Consider the following 26,467-nt stretch of genomic DNA (forward strand, 5'->3'; position numbering starts at 1 on the left):
GCACGCGCGATGTGCCTCGGCACGAGATCATGATCGCCTCCGGCGGCCGCGTGGCGGACAACGGCATTCCCGGCCGCACGATGGTCGAGATCGACCGCGAGGAGGCGCTGCGACTGCTGGCGGGTGTGGCCTACGGGCGCGTGGTGTTCACCCGCGACGCGCTCCCGGCGATCCGCCCGGTCAACCATTTCGTCGACGGTGGAGCAGTCATCGTGCGTACCCGGGTCACCTCGCGGCTCACCGGCACCGTCCGTGCCGATCCCTCCGTCGTCGTGGCCTACGAGGCCGATGACATCGACGCGGTGAGCCATGTGGGTTGGTCGGTCGTCGTGACCGGCCTGGCCCGGACGGTCACCGACCCCGCGCGGGTCGCGCGCTATACGCGGCTGCTGCGGCCGTGGGCCGAGGGGATCATGGATACGGTCATCGCGATCGAACCCACGATCGTCACCGGCTTCCGACTCGTCGAGTAACAGCGTTGAGCCGCAGCGGGCGAGGGTAGTTCGGATTTACCGAACCATCATCCCGATAATTATTCGTGGGCATATCCGGCGAGATCGTGCGCGGTTTCGCCATGATGTGCGAGTTCCGCCGCGGGAATAACGCACTCCATGGCGGGGCGCCATGCTTTGCGCAGGCACGGTGGGCGAATGCGCCGGCCACATGCCGGTCTTCCGCATGTGGCCGCCGAACCGGTCGGCGAAGCCGATTCGCGGTCTGACCGGCCGGATACCGCTCGGTGGCCCGCCGTCGACCGCCGGCCGCCTTCGGTCCGCGCGCCGAACCGTGCGGGACGCGAGCGCTGAAACGCTCGTGACTGGGTGACACCCTTCCGCGAAAGACAACGGCGCCCGACGCGGAATTGGTAGCGTAGCAACGCGATTCCAGGCGGAAGTATGTACTGCGAATTCGGTGTCGGACCTGCCATTGAATCGAGTGGCATTGCTGTGGATTCGGAAATTGATTAGCCGGAGTCGATAAATGTGTCGAAGCGGCTTCTTATATCAGAAGACGAGATTGCCAGTATATTGCTATTCGAAGATCAATTCGCCTCTGATCGATAGTGTGATGTCGACGCCGGGCTGTCGGGAGTCGCCGACCGCCTTCTGGGGCTCGACTGCCATCCCGACTTGATTCCGGCATCTACCCGGCATGTACGATGCCCGATCGCGGGTGCTCCCTAGTGGATCCACCGCTCTGCACCAGGCACTTCATTGAGCGATACGAGCGCGCGGAGGCTGCATCGCGCGGGACGTGTCACGGCCGCTGCGCTCGAACCGAGATTCGAAACGCCCGGCCTCCGTGCGGAGCTGGGAGGTTTGATGCCACTAGACTGAGTCGAGCTGCTGTCAGATAGCTTGCCCCACCAGAGTGTCGATCTTCACCGCAGGTTCAAAAGTTCTGTTTTCAGATTTTGAGACGACTTGAATGCCGACAAACGGGAGGTGTGGGAGTCCCCGTAGATGTCCGAGTTCGGATTGCGGACACGGACACCGGCGGATCCAGCTACACGCGAGACCTGGTATAGGCGCGGTGCCGAGCAGGGGTGGCGCCGCTCGACGTAGACGAAGTGCATATAAGCGACAGATTTCGGATGCGGTGGGCCGACGTCCTTCGGCCGTGCCCTCGCGCGTCCGGGTAGGAATAAGGGGTCATGCGATGAATCTGAAGTCAGACGGAACCGCCGACGGCGATCTGGGGCTGATTCCGCTCTCGAGTGCGCAGTACGGCATGTGGCTCGCGGACCATATGCCCGGTGGACCGGCTGTCAATATCGCACACTGCGTCGAGATCGAGGGCCCGGTGGACCATGACGCGTTCACGCGGGCGGTGAACGCCGGGGGGCACGAAACCGAGTCCCTTGTCGTGCGCGTAATCGAATCCGACGGCCGGCCGTATCAATTCGTCGACCGCAGCATCATCTACGACGAGCCGGTGCTGGATTTCAGCGATGCGCAGGATCCGGTCGCGGCGGCGATGGAATGGATGCGCCGCGACTACAACACCAAAGCCGTCGACCTCAGCCGCGACCGGCTCACCGTGACGAGGCTCATCCGGGTCGGCGAGGACCACTACTTCTGGTACGGCCGCGCGCACCATCTGGTGATCGACGGGTACGGCGCCTTCAACAGCCTGATGCGGATGGCCGAGCATTACAACGCTCTGCTGGAGGGCAGGCCTCCGACGCGACTGGACGCGGCGAGCCTGCACGACATCGTCGCAGCGGAGCACGCCTATCGCACCAGTTCGCGCTACGAGGCGGACAAAGCGTTCTGGCTGAACAAGGTTTCCGGCCTGCCCACGCCGGTCAGCTTGTCCGGCCGCACGGCCCGCTTCGGCAAGGTCGACCGGGTGGCCGGTCTGCAACTGCCCCAACACCTGTCCGACCGGCTCGACCGCTTCGCCGACGAGGTGAACGCGTCCGCCGCGCAGGTGGTGATCGCCGCTTTCGCCGCCTTCCTCGCCCGGATGACCGGCACCGAGGACGTCGCGCTGTCGCTGCCGGTGACCGCCCGCGTGACCAAGCGCCTGCGCAACGCCGCCGCGATGCTGGCGAACATGGTGCCGATTCGCTTCGCCGTGCACCATTCGACCACCGTGGAGGAACTGGTCCACGCGTCGGTCTCCGAGCTGGTCTCGGCGATGCGCCACCAGCTGTACCGGTTCGAGGACCTGCGCCGCGACTCCGCCGCGATCGACTCGGCCGCGAATTCCTTCGGCCCGATCGTGAACATCCTGTTCTTCGACTCGGAGATTCGTCTCGGCTCGGCCGTCGGCCGCTACCGCGCACTGACCTCCGGTGCGCTCGACGATTTGCAGCTCAATCTGTACCGCTCGGGCGCGCACGCCCCGTTGCTCATCGAACTGCACGGCAATCCGAACCTCTACGGGCAGGACGAACTCGAGGCGCACGCCGACCGGTTCCTCGATTTCCTGCACCGCATGATGGACTCGCCCCTGGACACCCGCATCGGTGACATCCAGCTCGTCGGACCCGCCGAGGAACTGCGCATCGTCGAGGAGCTCGCGGGACACGACGGCGAATCCCCCTCCGCCACACTGGTGGATCTACTGGCGGAGCAGGCGGCGGCCACGCCGTCCGCGGTCGCCGTGACCTCGGACGCCGCCACGCTCACCTACCGCGAACTCGACGAACGATCCAATCGATTCGCCCGCAGGCTCATCGCCCTCGGCGCGGGGCCGGAATCATTGGTGGCCATCGCGCTGCCACGGGATGCGGATCTGATCGTCGCCGTGCTCGGCGTGCTCAAATCGGGCGCTGGGTACCTCCCGCTGGACACGGCTCATCCGGCCGAACGGCTCGAATATGTGCTGAGCGACGCGAACCCGATCGCGGTGGTGACGAAGCGAAGCATGCGCGAGCACGTACCGGGCGATCCCGGCCGCGTCGTGCTGTTCGACGACGTTCTCGCCGCCGAGCAGGCCGCGGACCCGATCACCGAGGCCGATCGGACCGGCTTGCTGCGCCCCGACCACCTCGCCTACGTCATCTACACCTCCGGATCGACCGGCCGGCCGAAGGGCGTCTCGATCACCCATCGCGCCGTGTCCACCTACCTGGTGAACTCGTGTGCCGAGATCGGCGTCCGGCCCGACGACGTCTGGACCTTGTTCCACTCCTTCGCCTTCGACTACTCGGTCTGGGAGATCTTCGGTGCGCTGGTCACCGGCGGTCGGATCGTCGTCGTGGACGGCCCCATCACTCGATCGCCGGACGACATGGTGCGCCTCGCGGCACGCGAGAAGGTCACGGTCTTCAGCCAAACGCCGTCGGCGTTCTACCAGTTCGCGGCCGCACGGCAGCGGTACGCGCACGCCGGGGAGCCCGAGGGCGAATTGTCGCTGCGGGTGGTCATCCTGTCGGGGGAGGCTCTCGATCCCGCCGCACTGGCCGACTGGTACGAGCACAACCCGAATCTGCCGGTTCTGGCCAACAGTTACGGGATCACCGAAACCACCGTCTTCGTCACCTACACCGACCTCACGCCGGACATCGCCGTACCGGGCGCACCGAGCACGGTCGGCCCGGCGTTGCCCGGCCTGCGAACCTATGTGCTGGACGAGCGGTTGCGTCCGTGCCCGCTCGGCGCCTGGGGCGAGATCTACGTCGCGGGAACGCAACTCGCTCGCGGTTACCTCCGGCGACCGGCGCTGAGCGCGGGACGCTTCGTCGCGAATCCGTTCGGGCGGCCGGGGGAGCGCCTCTACCGCAGCGGCGACGTCGCGCGCTGGAATCACAAGGGCGAGCTCGAATATCGCGGTCGTGCCGACCAGCAGGTGCAGTTGCGTGGGTTCCGGATCGAGCTGGACGAGATCCGCAACGCGCTGCTGAGCCACGCCGGCGTCGCCACCGCGGTCGTCGTCGTGCATCTGCCCGGCACCGAGGCGGCTCGGCTGGTCGGCTATGTCGTCCCCGCCGTCGGCGCGACCTGCGAGCCGGACGGCCTGCGTACGCATGTCGCCGGGATGCTGCCGGAATACATGGTGCCGTCGAGCGTCGTCGTGATCGACGCGGTGCCGCTGACCGTGAACGGCAAGGTGGACTACCGGGCGCTGCCCGAGCCGGTCTTCGATTCGGCCGCGGCGTACGTCGCGCCCCGCACGGTGGTCGAGGAATCGATCGCGGACGTCTTCGCGGAGGTGCTCGGGACAGACCGGGTGGGCGTGTTCGACAGCTTCTTCGAACTCGGCGGCAACTCGATCACCGCGACCAGCGCGGCCGTGCGTATCGCGGAGGTGACCCGGTGCGACGTGTCGGTCCGCGACCTGTTCGTCGAGCAGACCGTCGCCGGGCTCGCCGCGCGCCTCGAGGACGGCGGCCGCTCCGGCAGGCCCGTGCTGCGCGCGGCAGTCAGGCCCGAGCCCATACCGCTGGCGCCGGCGCAGAACAGGATGTGGCTGGTCAACCAGACCGACCCGGACTCGGCCGCCTACAACATCCCGCTGATCGTGCAGCTGACCGGACGTCTCGACGCGGCGGCGCTGCGAGCCGCGCTGACCGACGTGATCGATCGGCACGAATCGCTGCGCACCGTCTACCCCGCCGTGAACGGCGAGGGAACACAGGTCATCCTGCCTGCCGAGGAGGTCGTCGCCGGTCTCGACCTGACCCCACAGCCGACCGATCCGGACGATATCGAGCAGCGGATCCGTGACCTGGCATCGGCCGGGACCGATCTGCGCGAACGCGCCCCGATCCGGGTGGCGCTGCTCGCCGCGGCCGATCGCTCACGGCATGTCCTGGCCGTTGTCCTGCACCACATCTGCTGCGACGGATCCTCGCTGCGGCCGCTCGCGGTCGATGTCGCCATCGCCTACGAGGCTCGGGTGCAGGAGAAGACCCCGGACTGGGAGCCGTTGAGCGTGCAATACGCCGACTACAGCGTCTGGCACCACCGCCTGCTCGGCGACCCGGACGATCCGGATTCGCGAGCCGCCCACCAGTTGCGGTATTGGTCGCAGCGATTGGCGGGGATGCCGCCGGTGCTGGAGCTGCCCGCGGACCGCCCGCGTCCGGCCCGCCGATCCATGCGCGGCGACGTCGCGGACACCGTGATCCCCGCAGAGACCTTCGCCGGGGTCGAGCGGCTGGCTCGCGCGGCCAACGTCACGACGTTCATGGTGGTCCACGCCGCACTGGCCGTGCTGCTGGCGCGGATGTCGGGTTCGGCGGACATCACCATCGGCACGCCGGTCGCCGGCCGTGGCGAACGCGCGCTGGAACCGCTCATCGGCATGTTCGTCAACACGGTGCCGCTGCGCACCGAGGTGTCCTTCGTGGAGTCGTTCACCGAATTCCTGGCGCGGGTCAAGGACATCGACGTCGATGCCTTCGCCAACAGCGACCTGCCCTACGAGCGCGTCGTGGACGAACTGCACCCGAAGCGGTCCATGGCGTACGCGCCGCTGTGCCAGGTGTATCTGGCGTTCGAGAACATGGACCGGGCGAGCTTGGAGTTGTCCGAACTCACCGTCGAGCTGCTGGATCCGGGCGCCGAACCGGCGAAGGTGGACATCATCGTCACCGTCGCCGAGAACACCGCGGCGGGTGGCGATGTCGCGCTGCGCATCAACTACGCCACGGATCTTTTCGACCGGGAGACCGTCGAAGAACTCGCCGAGCGGCTGAACCGGATGCTCGACGCGTTCGTATCCAATCCCCGGGCTCGGGTCGGCGAAGTGGATCTGTTGTCCGGTGTCGAGCGGCTGGGATTGGTCCCGGCTTCCGGTGGTCGCGCCGAAAAGCCCCGGGTGCTGGCGGATGTGCTGCTGGTCGGTGAGCGCACCGCGCCGGCCGTGGTGGCGGGGGATCGAGTGCTCTCCTACGGGCAGCTGGACGAGTGGTCGAATCGTCTCGCCCGGGTACTGATCGACTGGGGCGTCGGGCCGGGGGACCAGGTCGCGCTGGCGATGGGGCGGTCGGTGGAGTTCGTGGTCGGTGTGTGGGCGGTAGCGCGGGCGGGTGCCGCGTTCGTGCCGGTGGACCCGCGCTACCCCAGCGAGCGGGTGGCGCACATGATCGCGGACTCGAATGTGGAGGTCGCGCTCACCGTCGAGGCCGCGAGCACCCTGCTGCCCGATCAGGTGCGGCAACTGATCCTCGACCACCCGGGCACCGAGGCGTTCGTCGCGACGCAATCCGCCGCGGCGGTGACCGATGCCGATCGCGTGCGAGCCTGCCGGGTCGCCGACGCGGCCTACGTGGTGTACACCTCGGGCTCGACCGGCAAACCGAAGGGCGTGGCGGTCACGCACGAGGGCTTGGCGAATTTCGCGCTCGAGCAGCGTGAGCGCTACCGCGTCGATCGCAGGTCTCGCGTGTTGCAGGTGGCCGCGCCCGGCTTCGACGCGGTGATGCTGGAGGTGCTGATGGCGCACGCGAACGGCGCGGTGCTGGTGGTGTCGCCGCCGGAGGTGTTCGCCGGTGCGCAGCTGGCGGAATTGATTCGCGCACAAGAGGTCTCGCATGCGTTCGTGACGCCCAGCGTGCTGGCGACGATGTCGCCCGCCGGTCTCGATTCGCTGCAGGTGCTGGTGGCGGGCGGGGAAGCGGTGTCGGCCGAGACGGTCGCCGTGTGGGCGCCGGGGCGACGGCTGCACAACGGGTACGGCCCCACCGAGACCACCATCATGGTCGCGATCAGCGATCCGCTGTGCGTCGGTGACCCGGTCACCATCGGCGGCCCGATCCGTGGTGTGGACGCGGTGGTATTGGACGAGCGGCTGCGGCCCGTCCCGGTCGGGGTGACCGGTCAGCTGTACGTCTCGGGTGTGCAGTTGTCGCGGGGGTACCTCAACCGGCCCGCGTCCACGGCCGCCACGTTCGTGGCCAACCCCTACGGCCCCGCGGGCACCCGCATGTACGGCACCGGTGACCTGGCGCGCTGGACCGCCGATCACACCCTGGAATACCTGGGGCGCACCGATTTTCAGGTGAAGATCCGCGGCCAGCGCATCGAGCTCGGCGAGATCGAAGCCGTCCTCGCCGGACATCCGAGCGTCGCGGCAGCGGTCGTGGTGGGCGTGCACGCCGAGAGCGGATCACGGCTGGCGGCGTACGTGGTACCCGCCGACGGCGCCGTGGAGACCGCGGAGCTGACGAAGTACGCGGCACAACGCCTGCCGGCACACATGGTCCCGGACACGGTCATGGTGCTCGACACCCTCCCGCTGTCGTCGGTGGGCAAGGTCGACCGCGCCGCCCTGCCGGAACCGGAATTCGCTCCCGCGGTGGAGTTCGTCGCGCCGCGCAACGCGACCGAGCAGATCGTCGCCGACATCTGCGCGGGCGTGCTCGGCATCGACCGCGTCGGCGTGCTCGACAGCTTCTTCGATCTCGGTGGCAACTCGCTGTCGGCCACCCGCGCGGCGGCGCAACTCAGCGGCGCGTTCGGTGTCGAGGTGCCCTTGCGCGCGATCTTCGAGACGCCGACCATCGGTGCGCTGGCCGAGCGCCTGCGCAGTGCCGACGCGGCGACCCGGGTGCCGTTGGCGCCGCAGGAGCGTCCGGACCGGATCCCACTGTCGCCCGCTCAGGCCCGCATGTGGTTCCTCAACCAGTTCGACACGAACTCGCCGGTCTACAACATCCCACTGGTCGTGCGGATGTCGGGCGATCTCGACGTGGCCGCGATGCACGCGGCCGTCGCCGACGTGCTGGAACGGCACGAGGCGCTGCGAACCGTCTATCCGGACAGCGACAGCGGGCCGCATCAGGTGATCGTCCCGGTGGAAACGGCGCTGCCTGCGCTGACACCGGTGACAGTCGCGGCGAACGAGGTCGAGGCGCGCGTCGCCGCCGAGGTGACGGTGGGCTTCGACGTCACCACCGAGGTTCCGTTCCGGGTCGCGCTGCTGCGCAGCGGGCCCGGCGACCATGCCCTGGTGCTCGTCGTCCATCACATCAGCTTCGACGGGTCCTCGCTCGCGCCGCTGGCCGCGGACCTGATGACCGCGTACAAGGCTCGGGTCCGGCGCCGGGCCCCGCAGTGGGCGCCGTTGCCGGTGCAGTACGCGGATTACGCGCTGTGGCAACGGAAGCTGCTGGGCACCGAGGACGATCCGCACAGCCCGACCGTCGCCCAGACCCGCTACTGGCTCGCGGCCCTCGCCGACCTGCCCGAGGTACTGGATCTGCCCACCGACCGTTCGCGGCCGGCGAAGCAGTCGTTCCGCGGAGCGACGGTCGCTACCACGCTCCCCGCGGATCTGCATCGTGCGGTGGTCGCGTTGGCCCGCCGTCACGACGCGACGGTCTTCATGGTGATGCACGCGGCCTACGCGGCGTTGCTGGCGCGGCTGTCCGGCACCGGGGACATCGCGGTCGGCACGCCGATCGCCGGTCGGGGCGAGCCGGGGTTGGACGGCTTGGTCGGCATGTTCGTCAACACGTTGGTCCTGCGGACCTACATCGCGCCCGACGCGTCCTTCGTCCGGATCCTGGACCAGGTCAGGGCCACGGACCTGGCGGCGTTCGAGAACTCCGACATCCCGTTCGAGCGCCTGGTCGAGGTGCTGAATCCGCCGCGCTCGACGGCACACGCGCCACTGACCCAGGTGGGCTTCTCGTTCCAGAACATCGAGATACCGACGGTGCGGTTCGAGGGCCTGACGGTCTCGGCGCAGATGGCCGATCCGAGTGTGGCGAAATACGACCTGCACCTGAACCTGGTCGACGCCTTGGAGCCGGATGGCGAACCGGGCGACATGGCCGTCGAATTCGGCTATTCGACAGATCTTTTCGACGAGTCGACGGTCGCGGCGATGTTCGACCGCTACCTGCTGTTGCTGCGCGCGATCGTCCTCGATCCCACTCGCGCCATCGGCGACATCGATCTGCTGACCGAGCCGGAAGCACACCGGATCGCGCAACGGTCGATCGGTGCGACCACGCGGGCTCCGGCGGCGACGATCGCGGACTTGTTCGCCATGCAAGTCGCGGCGACGCCGGAGTACCCGGCGGTGTTCGACGCTACGAGCGGGGCGCGGCTCGACTACCGGGAATTCGGGGCACGGGTGAATTCTCTGGCCCGTGCGCTGATCCGGCGCGGGGCGGGGCCGGAAACCGTGGTGGCGGTGGCGATGCACCGCTCGGTGGATCTGCTGGCGACGCTGTATGCCATCCACGCGGCGGGGGCGGCCTACTTGCCGCTGGATCCGGACCACCCGGTCGACCGGGTGCGTGCCGTCCTCTCCGCCGCGCGGCCCGTCGCGGTGCTCACCCGTCCGGCCGACCGGGCGAGTCTGCCCGGCGACGTACCGGTCTGGTTGCTCGCCGACCTCGATGCCCAGGACATGGACGGATCGGCGCTGACCGATGCCGACCGGACGCGGCCGCTGCGCCCGGCGGATCTGGCCTACGTCATCTACACCTCCGGCTCGACGGGTGTGCCCAAGGGCGTGGCCGTCCCGCACGCCGCGGTGGTGAACCAGTTGCGCTGGATGCGTGAGCACTACCGCCTCGGCGGCGACGATGTCATGCTGCTGCGCACGCCCGTGACTTTCGACCTGTCGGTCTGGGAGCTGTTCTCCGCGCTGACCTGTGGCGCGGCGCTGGTGGTCGCCGGTCCCGACGCGCACAGCGACCCGCGCGAGGTCGCTCGGCTGCTGGCCGAGTACCGGGTGACCACGGTGGATTTCGTGCCGTCGCTGCTGTCGGCGTTCCTCGAGGTGGCCGCCCCGCAGCAGGTCGCGGGCCTGCGGCGCGTGCTGTGCATCGGCGAGGCGCTGCCGGTCGAGACCGTCCGCCGTTTCCGGGATTTCAGCGATGCGCGCATCGACAACCTGTACGGCCCGACGGAGGCGGCGGTCAGCGTCACCGCACATCGGATCGACAGGGTCGAGGGCGTGGCCGTGCCGATCGGCGCCCCCGAGGCGAATGTGGCGGTGCACGTGCTGGATTCGCGGTTGCATCCGGTGCCGATCGGCGTCACCGGTGAGCTGTACCTGGGCGGTGTCCAGTTGGCGCGCGGATACCACGATCGGCCGGGCCTGACCGCGGCGACGTTCGTCGCCGATCCCATCGGCGGCGCGGGCAGCGCTCGCCTCTACCGCACCGGCGACCTCGTGCGCTGGGACGAGGGCGGCCACCTGCGCTACGTCGGTCGCGCCGACACCCAGGTGAAAATGCGCGGCCTGCGGATCGAACTCGGCGACATCGAGGCCGCGCTGATCGCGCACGAGCAGGTGCACGCGGCCGTCGCGCAGGTACGCGCCGACGGCGGCGAGCAGCGGCTGGTCGTGTACGTGGTCGCGGACGCGGCGCTCGACACCCGGCAGGTCCGAAGCTTCCTGCTGGAGCGGCTGCCGGCCTACATGGTGCCGTCGTCGGTGACCCGGATCGACTCGATTCCGCTCAACGCCAACGGCAAGGTGGACTACCGGGCGATGCCCGAGCCCGACCCGGGGGTTGGGGAGTCGGAGTTCCGTGCGCCGCGCGGCCTGGTCGAACAGGCGATCGCCGCGGTCTTCGCGGAACTGTTCGACCGGCCCGAGATCGGCGCGGACGACAATTTCTTCGAGCTGGGCGGCAACTCGCTGGTCGCGACGCGCGCGTTGAGCCGGATCGGCGACGTCGTGGACGTGACCATTCCGGTGCGCGCGATCTTCGAAGCCCCGACCGTGTCCGGTTTAGCCGAGCGGATCGCCCGGCTGCGCGCGGTCCCGAGCCTTCCGGCGCCGACTGCGGGCCCGCGGCCGGACCGTATCCCGCTGTCGCACGCGCAAACCCGGATGTGGTTCCTCAATCAATTCGATCCGTCCGCACCCGGATACATCGTGCCGCTGGCGATTCGTTTGGACGGCGCGCTCGACCTGGCGGCCTTGACGGCCGCGGTCGGCGATGTCGTCGAGCGGCACGAGAGCCTGCGCACCATGTATCCGGCGGTCGACGGCACGCCCACCCAGGTCGTGCTGAACGCCCAGGACGTGATGGCGGCGTGCGACCTGACCCCGCAGGCGGTCGGCGAGCGGGAACTGCCGCACCGGCTGGCCGAGTTCTGTGGCACCGGATTCGACGTGGCCGAGGGCGTGCCGCTGCGCGTGGCGCTGTACCAGATGTCGGACGAGGCGTGGACGCTCGCGCTGGCCGCCCACCACATCGGCTGCGACGGCTTCTCGGTGGCGCCGCTGGCCGCCGATCTGGTGACGGCGTATCGAGCGCGCTCCGGCGGTGCCGCACCGGGCTGGGCGCCGCTGCCCGTGCAATTCGCCGACTACGCCCTGTGGCAGCGCGCGGTCCTCGGCTCCGCGGACGACCCGGACTCGTACATCGCTCGCGACATCGCCTACTGGCGTACGCAATTGGCGGGCGTGCCCGATCTGCTCGAATTACCGACCGACCGGCCGAGGCCGCTCGAGCAGTCCCAGCGCGGCGCGGTGATACAGGTCGCCATCCCCGGGGAACTGCAAGGCCGGGTGGAAGCGCTGGCGCGGCGGGCCGGTGCCACCACGTTCATGGTGGTGCACGCGGCCCTGGCGGTGCTGCTGTCGCGGCTGTCCGGCAGCGACGACGTCACCGTCGGCGTGCCGCACGCGGGACGCGGCGACCGGTCGCTGGACAACCTGGTCGGAATGTTCGTCAACACCTTGGTGATGCGGACGCCGGTCACGCTCGATCAGACGTTCTCGAGCCTGTTGGACCAGGTACGGCGCACCGATATCGAGGCGTTCGATCACGCCACCGTGCCGTTCGAGCAACTGGTGGACGCGCTGAACCCGGTGCGTTCGACCGCGCATACGCCGTTGTTCCAGGTGCTGCTGGCCTACCAGAACATGGCGCGGGCTCGCGTCGAACTGCCGGGGCTCACCGTGGAGAATGTGGACCCTGGCGACAGCGCGGCGATCTACGACCTGCTGCTGATGGTGAGCGAAGGCCACGGCACGCACAACGAGCCGACCGGCATGACGCTGCGCCTGACCTACGCCACGGACCTCTTCGACGAGGACACGGTGCGGCGCTTCGCCGACAGATTCGTCGGAGTCCTCGATGCCGCGGCCCGCGAGGCCGAGGCCACCGTCGGCGAGATCGGATTGCTCGACGAGGCCGAGCGGTCCCAGGTGCTGGAACGGTGGAACGACACCGGTGGCTCCGCCGCACCCGGCCGGACGCTCGTCGATGTCTTCGACGAGCAGGTCGCCCGCACCCCGGACGACACGGCACTGCGACTTCCGGACGGAAGCGCCTCGACCTACCGGGACTTCGACGCACGGGTCAACAAGCTGGCCCGCTGGCTCATCGCGCGCGGCGCCGGGCCGGAAACGATTGTGGCGGTGGCCATCCGCCGATCGGCCGAACTGGTCACGGCGGTTTACGCGGTGGTGAAGGCGGGCGCGGCGTTCCTGCCGATCGACCCGGATCACCCGAGCGCACGGATCGCGCACGTCCTCGGCGCGGCCCGTCCACTGCTGGTGCTGACGACCGCGGCCGATGGCGGCGACTTGCCGGAGGGATTCGAGTACGCGCCGATCGATCGAATCGACGTGACAGATCTGTCCGGCGACCGCATCACCGACGCGCAGCGGCGCACGCCGCTGCGGCCGAACCATCTGGCCTACGTGCTGTTCACCTCCGGCTCCACCGGCGTCCCCAAGGGGGTGGCCCTGACCCATGCCGCCACCGTGAGCCAGTTGGCCTGGGCGCAGCGGCAGTGGCCGCACGCAACGTCGGACGCGGTGCTGTACAAGACGCCGATCACGTTCGACATCGCGGTGTGGGAGCTGTTCTGGCCGTTGCAGACCGGTGCGCACATCGTCGTCGCCGAACCCGACGGCCATCGCGACCCGGCGTACCTGGCGGAGGTCATCGCGCGGTACGGGATCTCCACCGTTCACTTCGTGCCGTCGATGCTCGATGTCCTGCTGGAGTCCTCGGGCGTCGCGCAATTGCCCTCGATCCGGCGGGTGTTCGTCGCGGGCGAGGCGCTGGCGCAACGCACGGTCGACGCCGCGGCGCGTGTCTTCACGCAGGCGGAGGTGGTGAACTGGTACGGGCCGGCGGAGGCGGAGGTGGTCACCGCCCAGCGGTGTGCGCCGCATGCGCCGGCCGCCGCGACGGTGCCGATCGGAGCGCCTGCCGCGGGCATGAAGGTCTACGTCCTGGATTCGCGGTTGCGGCCGGTGCCCGTCGGCGTGGTCGGCGAGCTGTACGTCTCGGGCGTCCAATTGGCGCGCGGCTACCACGCGCGCGCCGATCTCACCTGCGGCGCCTTCGTCGCCGACCCGTTCGGTGCGGCGGGGGAGCGGCTGTACCGGACCGGTGACCTGGTTCGCTGGCGGAAGACCGGTGAGCTGGAGTATCTGGGCCGTAGCGATTTCCAGGTGAAGGTGCGCGGTCAGCGGGTGGAGCCCGGTGACATCGAAGCCGCGTTGCGCGCCGTCCCACAGGTGGCGCGGGCGGTGGCCATCGTGACGACCGAACGCATCGTCGGATACGTGACATTGGCTCCCGGCGCGGTGACCGACGGCCGCGCGATTCGCGAGCAACTGACCCGCACACTGCCCTCCTACTTGGTGCCGGACGGTGTGCAGGTGCTCGACGCGATGCCACTCACCGCGAACGGCAAGCTCGACCGCTCGGCGCTGCCCCGGCCGGTGTTCGACGACGGCGAGACTTTCGTCTCGCCGCGCACCGACGCCGAGGCGGTGCTGGCGCGCCTGGTCGCCGAACTCACCGGCGCGGACCGGGTGAGCGTGACGGCGAACGTCTTCGAGATCGGCGTCAACTCGCTCTCGGCCGCTCAGCTCGCGGCGCGGGCCCAGGCAGCCGTCGGTGTCGACGTCGGCATCCGCGACGTGTTCGACGCACCGACGATCGCCGCCCTGGCCGAACGGATTTCGGTGCGGACCAGGTCCACCGTGGCTCCGCTGACCGCGCGGCAACGTCGCGGTGCGGTCCCGCTGGCTGCGGCGCAACGGCGGATCTGGTTCCTCAACCAGTTCGACACCGCCTCGGCGGCATACAACATCTGCTTCGCGGCCCGGCTGACCGGCTCGCTGGACACCGATGCGCTGCGGGCCGCGTTCCTCGACGTGGTGACCAGGCACGAGCCACTGCGGACGGTGTACCCGCTGGTGGACGGCGAGCCCTGCCAGGTCGTGCGGGATGTCGAGGCGATCGGCGCGGACGTGACATTCGCGCCGGAGCCGGTCGCCGGTGCGACGGAACTGGCCGATCGGATCCGGCAAGCCGTCGAAGCGGGATTCGACATCACCGAATCGGTGCCCGTGCGGGCGCGGCTGTATCGCACCGCGCCGGACGCGCACGTGCTGGTGGTCGTGGTCCATCACATCGCGGCCGACGGTGCGTCGATGGCTCCGCTGGCCCGTGATGTGTTCGCCGCGTACCGGGCGCGGGTGAGCGGCCACCCGCCGCGGTGGGAACCACTGGAAGTCCAGTACGCCGACTACGCGATGTGGCAACAGGAACTGCTCGGCGCGGAGGACGACCCGTCGTCGCTGATCGCGCGCCAGATCGATTACTGGACCGACGCGCTCGACGGTTCCCCGGAGCTGCTTGCCCTGCCGACGGACCGCCCGCGGCCGGCCACCCTCTCCACCGACGGCGGCAACGTCCGGTTCGAACTGCCCGCGCGGCTGCCCGACGACATCGTGCGACTGGCCCACCGGGAGGGCGTCACGGTGTTCGTCGTCCTGCACGCGGCGCTGGCGATCCTGCTGGCACGCACCGCGCACAGCGACGACATCTCGGTCGGCACCCCGGTCGCCGGGCGCGGCAGGCCGGAACTCGACGATCTGGTCGGCATGTTCGTGAACACGGTGGTGCTGCGGACACGTATCGACGACGACCGATCGTTCCGGGAATTCCTCGCCGAGGTGCGCGATACCGACCTGGAAGCGCTCGCGCACGCCGACCTGCCCTACGAGCGGCTGGTCGACGTCATCGGCCGTCCGCGTGCGACGGCGTATTCGCCGCTGTTCCAGGTGATGTTCGGGTTGCAGAACACCCGGGCGGCCCGGTTCGAGCTGCCCGGCATCGGTGTCGAGGTTCTCGATCCCGGCATCGCGCAGGCCAAAGCCGATCTCACCGTGCTGGTGACCGAACGCCGTGCGGGGGATCGGCCCGCCGGGATCGACGGTGAGATCATCTATGCCACCGATCTTTTCGTCGAGTCGACAGCGCATTCGCTGGCCGAGAGATTCGTCCGGGTCCTCGAGGCCGTCACCGCCGAGCCGGCGCGGCCGATCGGCCGCATCGGTCTGCTGAGCGCCGCCGACACCGCACGCTTGGTGCCCGCGCGGGGCGAGGACGCCACGCGGCCTTGCTTGCTTCCGGACCTGCTGGCCACGGCCGTAGCCGCGGTCCCGGAAGCGGTGGCCCTGATCGGGGACACCGGGACCCTCACCTACGCCGAACTCGACCGCAGGGCGAACCGGCTCGCCCGCCATCTGCTCGCCCGGGGCGCCGGGCCGGGCGAGTTCGTCGCGCTGGCGGTGCCACGGTCGGTCGACTATCACGTCGCCATGTGGGCGATCGCCAAGACCGGCGCCACTTTCGTTCCGGTGGATCTGCGCTACCCCGTCGAGCGGATCGCGCACATGATCAGCGATTCCGGTGTCGAGATCGGCATCACGCTCGCGACCGCCCGCCCGTCGCTGCCGGATGGCATGCGGTGGCTGACCCTCGACGATTCACGCACGGCCGACGAGATCGCGGCGCGGTCCGGCGGGCCGGTGACCGACGCGGACCGCGGACGTGCTCTGCGGATCCAGGACGCCGCCTACCTGATCTACACCTCCGGCTCGACGGGAACGCCCAAGGGTGTGGTGGTCACGCATGCCGGGTTGGCGAGCTTCGCGGCCGAGCAGCGTGATCGTTATGAGGTCGACGGCGCCTCCCGCGTGCTGCAAGTGGCGGCGCCCGCGTTCGACGCGGTGCTGCTGGAAGCGTTGATGGCGCACGCGGCCTGCGCGGCCTTGGTGGTATCGCCACCGGAGGTGTTCGGCGGCCCGGATCTGGCCGAATTGATCCGGACACACCAGGTGACGCACGCGTTCCTGACGCCGAGCGTGCTGGCGACCATGTCACCCGCCGGTCTCGAGTCGGTGCGTATGCTCGCGGTCGGCGGGGAGATGGTGCCCGCGGAGCTGGTCGCCACCTGGGCGCCCGGACGGCGGTTGCACAACATCTACGGCCCCACCGAGACCACGATCGTGATCACGATGAGCGATCCGGTGCGGCCCGGCGATCCGATCGCGATCGGTGGCCCGATTCGAGGCGCGCAGGCACTGGTGCTGGACGCGCGCTTGCGCCCGGTGCCGGTCGGCGTCGCGGGAGAGCTGTACCTTGCGGGGGCGCAGCTGGCGCGCGGATACCTCAACCGGCGGGCGGTGACGGCCGGTGCGTTCGTCGCCGATCCCTACGGCGAGCCGGGGGAGCGCATGTACCGGACCGGCGACATCGTGCGCTGGTCCGCGCAGCGCACCCTGGAATACGTCGGCCGCAGCGACTTCCAGATCAAGATCCGTGGCCAGCGCATCGAACTCGGCGAGATCGACGCCGCGCTGCTCACGCATCCGGAGGTGGCCGCCGCGGTGACGATCAGCCGCACCGGGCCGGGCGGGCAGCCGCTGCTGGCCGCGTACATCGTGACCGAGGGCGCGACGGCCGTGGACCCGGACACCGTGCTCGATCACGTCGCGTCGGCATTGCCCGCGCACATGGTGCCGTCGGTGATCACCGTGCTCGACCGCATGCCGATCACCTCGACCGGCAAGGTGGATCGGAAAGCGTTGCCGGAACCGGTCTTCCGAGCCGCCGCTGCCGACGAGGCAGCGTCGACCGAGGCGGAACGCATCATCGCGGCCGCGTTCGCGGACGTTCTCGGTATCGCGTCGGTCGGTGTCACCACCTCGTTCTTCACCCTCGGTGGCGATTCCATCCTGTCGATCCAGCTCGCTTCGCGGTTGAAGTCGGCAGGCGTCATCGTGACGGCGCGCGACATCTTCGAGCAGAAGACCGTCCGGGGCCTGGCGCGGGTCGCCGCGGCCGCCGAACGGGTCTCGCTCGCGGAGTTGCCGGGCGGTGGCGTGGGCGAGGTCCCGTTCACGCCGGTGGTTTCCTGGTTCACCGAGCGCCTCGGCGCCGCCCCGCGATTCGCTCAGTCGATGCTGGTGCGCTTGCCGCGCGGCGCGCGAGTCGACGACGTGACCGCGACGGTGCGGGCTGTGCTCGAACAGCACGACATGCTGCGCGCGAGGCTGCGCGAGCAGTGCCTGGAGGTGCCGCCGGTAAGCGCCGCGGATGCCGCGAGCGCGGTGTTCACCCATACCTTCGGTTCCGACGAGCGTCCGGGGAGCGAAGGTTTCACCGCGGTGGTGGAAGCGGCGCTGGCCGAGGCCTCCGACCGCCTCGACCCGGCCGCGGGCCGGATGGCGCAGGTGGTGTGCCTGCTGCCGGAAACCGGTGTCGACGCCGAGGCGCGCGCCTTGATCGTCGTGCATCACCTGGCGGTGGACGGTGTGTCGTGGCGGATCCTGATTCCCGACTTCGCGACCGCCTGGCAGCAGGTCACGCAGGGACGCGCGGTGCGATTGCCCGCACAGGGCACCTCCATGCGCCGGTGGGCGCACGCGGTGGCCGACGCCGCCGCGGCCCGCGCCGAGGAGTTCGAACTGTGGCACCGGATGGCCGCGGCTCCCGATCCGCTGCTCGGCAGCGCGCCACTCGACCCCGCCCTCGACACCCACGCGACCGTGCGGCATCTGACGGTGTCGCTGCCGGCGGAGGTCACCGCGGCGTTGCTCGACGCGGTGCCAAGGGCCGCGCACGGCAGCGTCGACGACGCGTTGCTGGCCGGTCTGGCGGTGGCGACGACACGCTGGCGTCGCCGGCGCGGTGTCGCGCACGCGGGCGTGAAGGTCCTGTTGGAGGGGCACGGCCGGGCGGAGCAGATCGCCGAGGGCGCGGATGTCTCCCGCACGGTGGGATGGTTCACCGACACCTATCCGGTTGCGCTCGATCTGAGCGGCGTCGCACCGGATGATCCGCGTGCCGCGGTGATGTCGGTGAAAGACCAGCTGCGCGAGATTCCGGATAAGGGAATCGGTTACGGTCTGCTGCGCTACCTGCACGCGGGCACCTCCGACCGGCTCGCGGAACTGCCGGAGCCGCAGATCAGCTTCAACAACCTCGGCCGGATCGGCGTCGATCTCACCACGCTGTCTGACCTGGCGTGGATTCCGACCGACGAGCCGTTCGACCGGCGGGGCGCCTTCGATCCGGACATGCCCGCGGCGGCGGCCGTCACGATCGACGTGAACATCGTGGACACCGAGGCGGGACCACGCCTGTCCGCGCATGTCGGCTACGCGTCCCGGCTGCTCGAGCACGACGACGTGGCCGAACTCGTCGACGCATGGGTCGACGCGGTGACCGCGATCGCCACGGCGGCCCGCGCCGACGGGGACTGGGGCTTCTCACCCGCCGACGTTCCGCTCGTCGAGGTCACGCAGTCCGACCTGGATACCTTCGCCGGGCGCTACGGAACCCTCGGCGATGTCTGGTCGCTGGCGCCGCTGCAGGCGGGCCTGCTGTTCCACGCCGAACTCGCCGCCGGTGATCTCGACGTCTACACGGCGCAATCGACACTCGCCCTGGCCGGTGTGATCGACGAGGATCGGCTCGAGCGGTCCGCGGCGGCGTTGCTGGAGCGTCATCCCAACCTGCGCGCCGCCTTCGTCCGAACGGCCGACGGCGTTCCCGCGCAAGTGATTCCGGCGGACGCGGTGGTGAGCTGGCGACGAATCGATCTGCGCGAGGGCACGAAGACTCCGGAGGAGCTGATCGCGGCCGAGCGGGCTGTCCCGTTCGATCCCGCCGATCCTCCGCTGCTGCGGTTCCTGCTCATCGCCGTGGCGCCGCAGGACTTCCGGCTCGTGCTGACGGCACACCACCTGCTGCTGGACGGCTGGTCGTTGCCGTTGCTGTGGCGGGAGCTGATCGGGCTGTACGCGGTGAGCGGGCGGGCGGAACTGCTGCCCGCCGCGGCGTCCTACCGCGGCTATTTGGAATGGCTGGACCGGCGTGAGCCGTCCGTCGGTATCGAGGCCTGGCGTGAGGCTCTGCGCGAGTTCACCGAACCCACGGTGGTCGCCGATGCGCGGACGCACACGACGGTCGGCATCCCGGTCGACCTGGCGGTCGTACTGGATCGCGCCGCCACCACCGAACTGGTGGAATTCGCCCGGACGAGAGCGGTGACCATGGCGACGATCGTGCAGTTCGCCTGGGCGGTGGTCCTGGGGAACCTGCTCGGCGTCGAGCGCGTGGTGTTCGGCAGCACGGTCTCCGGACGTCCCGCCGACCTGCCGGGCGTGGAGTCGATGATCGGCTTGTTCATCAACACGATCCCGGTGGCCGTGCACGTCCCGCGGGCCTCGACCGTCGAGGACGCGTTGCGGCGGCTGCAGGCCGACAACACCCGCCTGCTCGATCATCACGACGTCGAGTTGTCCCGCATCCTGTCGGCCGCAGGCGCTGCGCAGCTGTTCGACACACTGGTGGTGTTCGAGTCGTACCCGGTCGACAGCAGCGGCTTGGGCGACGCGGACATCGACGGCATGCGGGTGGTCGCGGCGGACGGCAGCGACGCCGCGCACTATCCGATCACGGTGCAAGCCCACCAGACCGACCAGCTGCACGTCATGATCCGCTACCAGCGGGCACGCGTGGACGACCGGACGGCCGCAGGCCTCGCCGCCCGCCTGGAGACCGTGCTGCGCGCCATCACGAGCGATCCGCGGGCGCGGCTGGATGCGGTCGACCTGATGTCCGCCGCCGAGCGCCGTGATCTGGTGCCCGCCAGCGGCGGGCGCGCCGAATCACCCCGACTGCTCTGGGAGTTGCTGTCCGCGGTTGTCGCGGTGGATCCGGAAGCGGCGGCGCTGGTCTCGAACGAGTGCACGATGTCCTACGCCGAGCTGGACGCCCGGTCCAACCGTGTCGCGCGCGAGCTGATCGACCTGGGTGTCGGCCCGGGCGACCAGGTGGCGCTGGCGATGGCGCGGTCGGTGGATTTCGTGGTCGGCATGTGGGCGGTGGCCAAGACCGGCGCCGCGTTCCTGCCCGTGGATCCGCGGAATCCGGCAGAACGCGTCGGGCACATGGTCACCGACTCGCAGGTGCGGGTCGCGATCACGGTGGGCGCGTCGCGAGAGTTGGTACCCGACACTGTCCGGCGGCTGGCGCTCGATGATCCCGAAACCCGGAAGGCGATCGAGGCGCGGTCCTCCGCCGCGGTGACGGACCGGGACAGGGTGCGGAAGCCGCATCATCGCGACACGGCCTACGTGCTGTACACCTCGGGCTCGACCGGCACGCCGAAGGGCGTCGCCGTCACCCACGAGGGCCTGGCCAATTTCGCCGCGGTGCAACGTGATCGCTTCGGCGTGGACAACCGGTCGCGGATACTGAACGCGTCCGCTCCCGGTTTCGACGTGGTCGTCCTCGAGCTGCTGCTGGCCCATACCAGCGGCGCGGTGCTCGTGGTGCCGCCACCGGAGGTATTCGGCGGCCCGGAACTGGCGGAGTTCATTCGTGCGCAACGTGTCTCGCACTCGTTCATGACGCCGAGCGTGCTGTCGACGATGGACCCGAAGGGGTTGGATTCCCTCCGGGTGCTGATGGCGGGCGGCGAGGCGGTGACACCGGAGATCGTCACGCAGTGGTCACCGGGACGGCGACTGTTGAACGGATACGGTCCGACCGAGACGACGATTCTGGCCGGCATCAGTGATCCGCTGTATCCCGGTGAAACCGTCACGATCGGAGGTCCGATCCGCGGGGTCGAGGCCGTCGTGCTGGACGCGTGGCTGCGACCGGTGCCGGTCGGCGTGGTCGGCGAGCTGTACCTCGCCGGAGTGCAACTGGCCCGCGGATACATGAACCGTCCGGCGGCGACGTCGGGCGCGTTCGTGGCGAATCCGTTCGGCGCGCCGGGATCACGCATGTACCGCACCGGCGACCTGGCTCGCTGGACCCCGGAACACACCGTGGAATACCTCGGCCGCGGCGACTTCCAGGTCAAGATCCGCGGTCAGCGCATCGAGCTCGGGGAAATCGAGGCCGTTCTCGCCGGACAGCCCGGTGTGGAACACGCGGTGGTCGTGCTGCGCAAAGACGAGCGCGGCGTCGGCAGGCTCGTCGGCTACCTGGTCGGCTCCGAGGACCTGGATCCGGAGGAGGTGCGGGCCGGCGCACGGCTGCGGCTGCCCGCGCACATGGTGCCCGATCTGTGCATGGTGCTCGCCGAATTCCCGCTCACCCGAACCGGAAAGCTCGATCGCCTGGCGCTTCCCACGCCGGAATTCTCGGCGGCGCGGGCTTGGACCGCTCCCCGTACGGAGACCGAGGGGCACGTCGCGGAAGTCTTCGGCAACGTTCTGGGCATCGATCGGGTCGGGGCCACCGACAGCTTCTTCGACCTCGGCGGCAACTCGCTGTCGGCGACGCGGGTGACCGCCCAGTTGGGTACCGCGCTCGGCGTGCGTGTCGGCGTTCGTGACTTGTTCGAAGCGCCGACGGTCGCCGAACTCGCCGCCCGTCTGGATGCGTCCGAGCGGACGGTCCGGGTGCCGCTGGTGCCGCGCTCCCGTCCCGCGCTGGTGCCGTTGTCGCTGGCGCAACAGCGGATGTGGTTCCTCAACCAGCTCGACACCTCCGTCGGCGCGTACAACATCCCGCTGGTGATCCGGCTGACGGGTGAACTCGACATCGACGCGTTGCGACACGCGTGCGAGCTGGTCATCGATCGGCACGAGTCCCTGCGGACCGTGTTCCCGACGACCGACGGGGTCCCGCATCAGGTCGCGGTCCCCGCTGAGCAGGTCCCGGCCGAGCTGACCGCGGTCCCGGTCGAGGCGGAGCGCCTGTTGGAGCGCGTGCTCGCCACCGTTTCGGCGAGCTTCGACGTGACGCAGGCGCCCCCGCTGCGCATGGAGTTGCTCCGGCTCGGCGAACACGAGCACGTCCTGGTGATCGCCGTGCACCACATCTGCGCCGACGGGCAGTCCATGCTGCCGCTCGCACGGGACGTGGCGGTGGCCTACCAGGCGAGCAAGCAAGGGACGGAACCGATCTGGCCGGCCCTCGCGGTCCAGTACGCGGACTACACGCTGTGGCAGCGCGACGTACTCGGCGACGAGCACGATCCGAGCTCGATCATGTCCCAGCAGCTGAGCTTCTGGAAGGACACACTCGGCGGGCTGCCCGAACTGCTCGAATTGCCCACCGACCTGCCGCGCCCGCCGGTGGCGTCCATGCGGGGCCGGACAGTGGATTTCGAGATCTCCGCTGCGTTGCAGGAGCGGATCGGCGCGGTCGCGCGCGCGGCGAACGCGACGGTCTTCATGGTCGTGCACGCGGCGCTGACCGTCCTGCTGTCGCGGCTGGCCGCGGTCGGCGATGTTGCGGTGGGCACCCCGGTGGCCGGGCGCGGGGAGCGCGAACTCGACGATCTGATCGGCATGTTCGTCAACACCCTCGTTCTCCGGTCGCGGGTGTCGTCGCGCCAATCGTTCGCCGATCTGCTCGCGGCGACCCGCGATACCGACCTGGCGGCGTTCGCGCATGCCGATGTGCCCTTCGAGCAAGTGGTGGAGGCGCTCAATCCACCGCGGTCCACCGCGCACCTGCCGTTGTATCAGGTGACGCTCGATGTGCAGAACCTGAGCAAGGCGGCGTTGGAGTTGCCCGGGCTCACGGTCGAACCGGTCGAGAACGGATTCGAACCGGCACAGGCCGACCTGAATCTGAACCTGGTCGAACGATCCGGCGACCACGGGCAGCCGGCCGGCATCCGGGGACGTCTGACGTACGCCACCGATCTGTTCGTCGAAGCGACGATGACCCGGTTCGCGCAGGCCTACGTACGGATCCTGGAGGAGGTGACCGCTGATCCCGCGATCGCGGTGGGTGACATCGACCTCGCGGGCCCGGCGCAGCGTCGCGAACTGCTCGACGCGGCCGGTAGCGCCGGGGCCGTGGTGGCGGACACGACACTCGCGGAGCTGTTCACCGCCCAGGCCGCCGCGCGTCCGGACGCCGTCGCGGTGACCGACGGCACGTCGCAGCTGACCTACGCGGAGCTGGATCGGCGCGCCGCCGCGGTGGCCGCCCGGCTGGCCGAGCACGGGGTCGGTCCGGAATCGCTGGTGGCCGTGGCGCTGCCGCGCACCGCCGACCTGGTGGTGGGCCTGCTCGGCGTCCTGCGCGCGGGTGCGGGATATCTGCCGCTGGATGTGGCGTATCCGCCGGAGCGCTTGCGGTTCATGCTCGACGACGCTCGTCCGGCCGCGGTGCTGACTTCGGCGGGCATGTCCGATGCGGTGCCGGAGTGCGCCGCGCCGGTATTGCTCGTCGAGGACTGCGCGGAGCTCTCCGATCCGGCGCCGGTATCGGGTGTGCGGCCGGGCAACGTCGCCTATGTGATCTACACCTCGGGATCGACGGGCCGCCCGAAGGGCGTGACGGTCAGCCATCGGGAAGCGGTGACCCTGTTCACCAACGCGGCCGGGCGATTCGACCTCGGACCCGACGACGTGTGGACGATGTTCCATTCCTACGCCTTCGATTTCGCCGTGTGGGAGATCTGGGGCGCGTTGTTGTCCGGCGGCAAGGTGGTCGTAGTGGACTACGACACCTCCAGGTCACCGGAGACGTTCGTGGAGGTCGTCGCCCGCGAGGGCGTGACGGTGCTGAGTCAGACCCCGTCGGCGTTCTACGGATTCGCCGACGCCGAGCGCCGCTACCGAGAAGCCGGTTGTCCCGCAGGGGAACTCGCTCTCCGTTATGTCGTCTTCGGTGGCGAGGCGCTGGACGCGTCCCGGTTGGACGACTGGTTCGCGGCGCACGCGCCCGGATCGCCACGGCTGGTCAACATGTACGGCATCACGGAGACGACCGTGCACGTGACGTTCTCCGAGGTCACGCGGACGAGTTCGGCCGGAATCGGCGCTGCGCTGCCCGGACTGCGGGTGTACGTCCTCGACGACCGGCTGCGTCCGGCGCCGATCGGCGTGGCCGGAGAGATCTACGTCGCCGGCGGCCAGCTCTCGCGAGGCTATCTGGGAGCCGCGGCGCTGACCGCGGGCCGCTTCGTGGCCGATCCGTTCGATCGGGACGGCGCCCGGCTCTACCGTTCCGGGGACGTGGGGCGGTGGCGGCAGTCCGCGAGCGGACTGGAATTGGAGTACGCGGGGCGGGCCGACGCGCAGGTACAGTTGCGCGGCTTCCGCATCGAGCTCGGCGAGGTGGAGGCGGCGCTGCTGCGCCACCCGCTCGTCACCCAGGCCGCGGTCACGGTGCACCGGCACGAACGCGGCGTGGACCAGCTGATCGGTTACGTCGTGGGCGTCGACGGCGAGCGAATCGATCCCGCCGAGGTCCGGGAGACCGCCGCCAGGGTGCTGACCGGCTACATGGTGCCCGCGGTGATCATGGTGTTGCCCGCGCTGCCGTTGACGGTCAACGGCAAGCTCGATCGAACTGCGCTGCCCGCACCGCAGTTCGAGGAATCGACGACCGCTTTCGCCGCGCCGGGGACCCACACCGAGAAGCTGATCAGCGACGTCTACGCGCAGGTCCTCGGTGTCCAGCGCGTCGGGGTCACGGACGGGTTCTTCGATCTCGGCGGCAACTCGCTGCTGGCCACGATGGTGGTGACCGAGTTGCGCACCCGCGGCGTGACGATCCAGTTGCCGTGGATGTTCGACGACGCCACGCCGCGAGCGCTGGCGGCCAGGGCCGACGGCGCAGCGGGCGGCTCGGGGCTGCAAGTGTTGCTGCCGCTGCGTGCGCACGGTCGCAAGCCCGCGGTGTTCGCGATACACCCCGCGGGCGGGCTGGCCTGGTTCTACGGCGGCGTGGTCGAGCATCTGCACAAGGACCGGCCGGTCTACGGCTTACAGGATCCGCATGTCGTGGCGGGCGAACCAGGTGCGCACTCGGTCGACGAACTCGCCGAACGCTATGTGGCCGAGATACGCCGAGTGCAATCGAGCGGGCCGTATCACCTGCTCGGCTGGTCGCTGGGCGGTGCGATCGCGCACGCCGTCGCGGTCCGGCTCCAGCGCGTGGGTCAGCAGGTCGGCATGCTGGCCATGATGGACAGCGCCGTGGGCGACTCCGAGGCACTGGCCGCATCGATGAGCACCACCGCAGACCAGCCCGCACCAGGTGAATTGATGGCCGATCTGCTCGGTGGCTGGCGTGAGCTGTTCGATCTCGGCGCGGAGGTGGCGGCGGACACCCACGAGCAGGCCTGGGCGGTGATCCGTGCGCAGGTGACCGCCACCGGCATGTTCACCGCCGAACAGGTCGACCGGGTGATGGAAAGTTTCGAGACCGCCACCACCATCGCTCAGGAGTACCGGCCGGACGTCTTCGACGGCGACCTGGTCTTCTTCACCGCGGGCAAGGACCGAGCGGACCACGACGCCGTGGTGCGGACGTGGCGTCCGTTCATCACCGGCGAGCTGCGCAACACGGTCGTCGACGCACGACATCTCGAATTGACCCACCCGCACGCACTGGCCGTCATCGGCCCGATCCTGGAGAGGTTCTCGAACGAATGCTGAACTACTCGGTGCGCGCGGCCGGAACACGGAGGTCGGCATGCTCGAGATCGATGTCGAGCGAGCGGAGCTGGACGTGCTGCTCGGCATATCCGAGGCGGACCGGCCCCGTATCGGGGCCGTCGTCGCGCAGGTGCGCGACCCGGGACGATCGCTCGGCGCGGTGCTGAACAGGCATGGTCTGTTCGCGCGGACGCGGCAGGATCCGAACCTGCGCGGCACCGAATTGCACGAGATCTACGCCATCCGGGCGGAGATCGTCTGACGCGTTTCCGCGCTTCGGCGTCGCGCCCGTATCGACGATGGTCGACCCGGCACGGGAACAGTCCTGAACGTGCGGACTGTTCCCGTGCCG

Annotated in this window: 3 protein-coding genes; all 3 read left to right on the forward strand. The window is 69.6% G+C overall.

What is annotated here, in order from left to right:
- Positions 1 to 29 precede the first annotated feature (29 nt).
- Positions 30 to 473: a pyridoxamine 5'-phosphate oxidase family protein gene (locus ACFU5M_RS03415; protein ID WP_379043173.1), complete on the forward strand. Its 444-nt coding sequence runs from the start codon at positions 30 to 32 to the stop codon at positions 471 to 473.
- A 1,147-nt stretch (positions 474 to 1,620) separates the two neighbouring features.
- Positions 1,621 to 26,115: a non-ribosomal peptide synthase/polyketide synthase gene (locus tag ACFU5M_RS03420; RefSeq protein WP_379042980.1), complete on the forward strand. Its 24,495-nt coding sequence runs from the start codon at positions 1,621 to 1,623 to the stop codon at positions 26,113 to 26,115.
- Between the two features lie 37 nt (positions 26,116 to 26,152).
- The gene (locus tag ACFU5M_RS03425; RefSeq protein ID WP_379042983.1) at positions 26,153 to 26,377 is read left to right on the forward strand and encodes a hypothetical protein; all 225 of its coding nucleotides are present in this window, start codon (positions 26,153 to 26,155) and stop codon (positions 26,375 to 26,377) included.
- The last annotated feature ends 90 nt before the right edge of the window (positions 26,378 to 26,467 follow it).

Origin of the sequence: Nocardia sp. NPDC057455, from assembly GCF_042802775.1 — a bacterium.
GTDB lineage: Bacteria > Actinomycetota > Actinomycetes > Mycobacteriales > Mycobacteriaceae > Nocardia.

Coding starts and splice junctions, on each gene's coding strand:
- ACFU5M_RS03415 (WP_379043173.1), top strand. CDS start 30: ATGATCGCCTCCGGCGGCCGCGTGGCGGACAACGGCATTCCCGGCCGC.
- ACFU5M_RS03425 (WP_379042983.1), top strand. CDS start 26,153: ATGCTCGAGATCGATGTCGAGCGAGCGGAGCTGGACGTGCTGCTCGGC.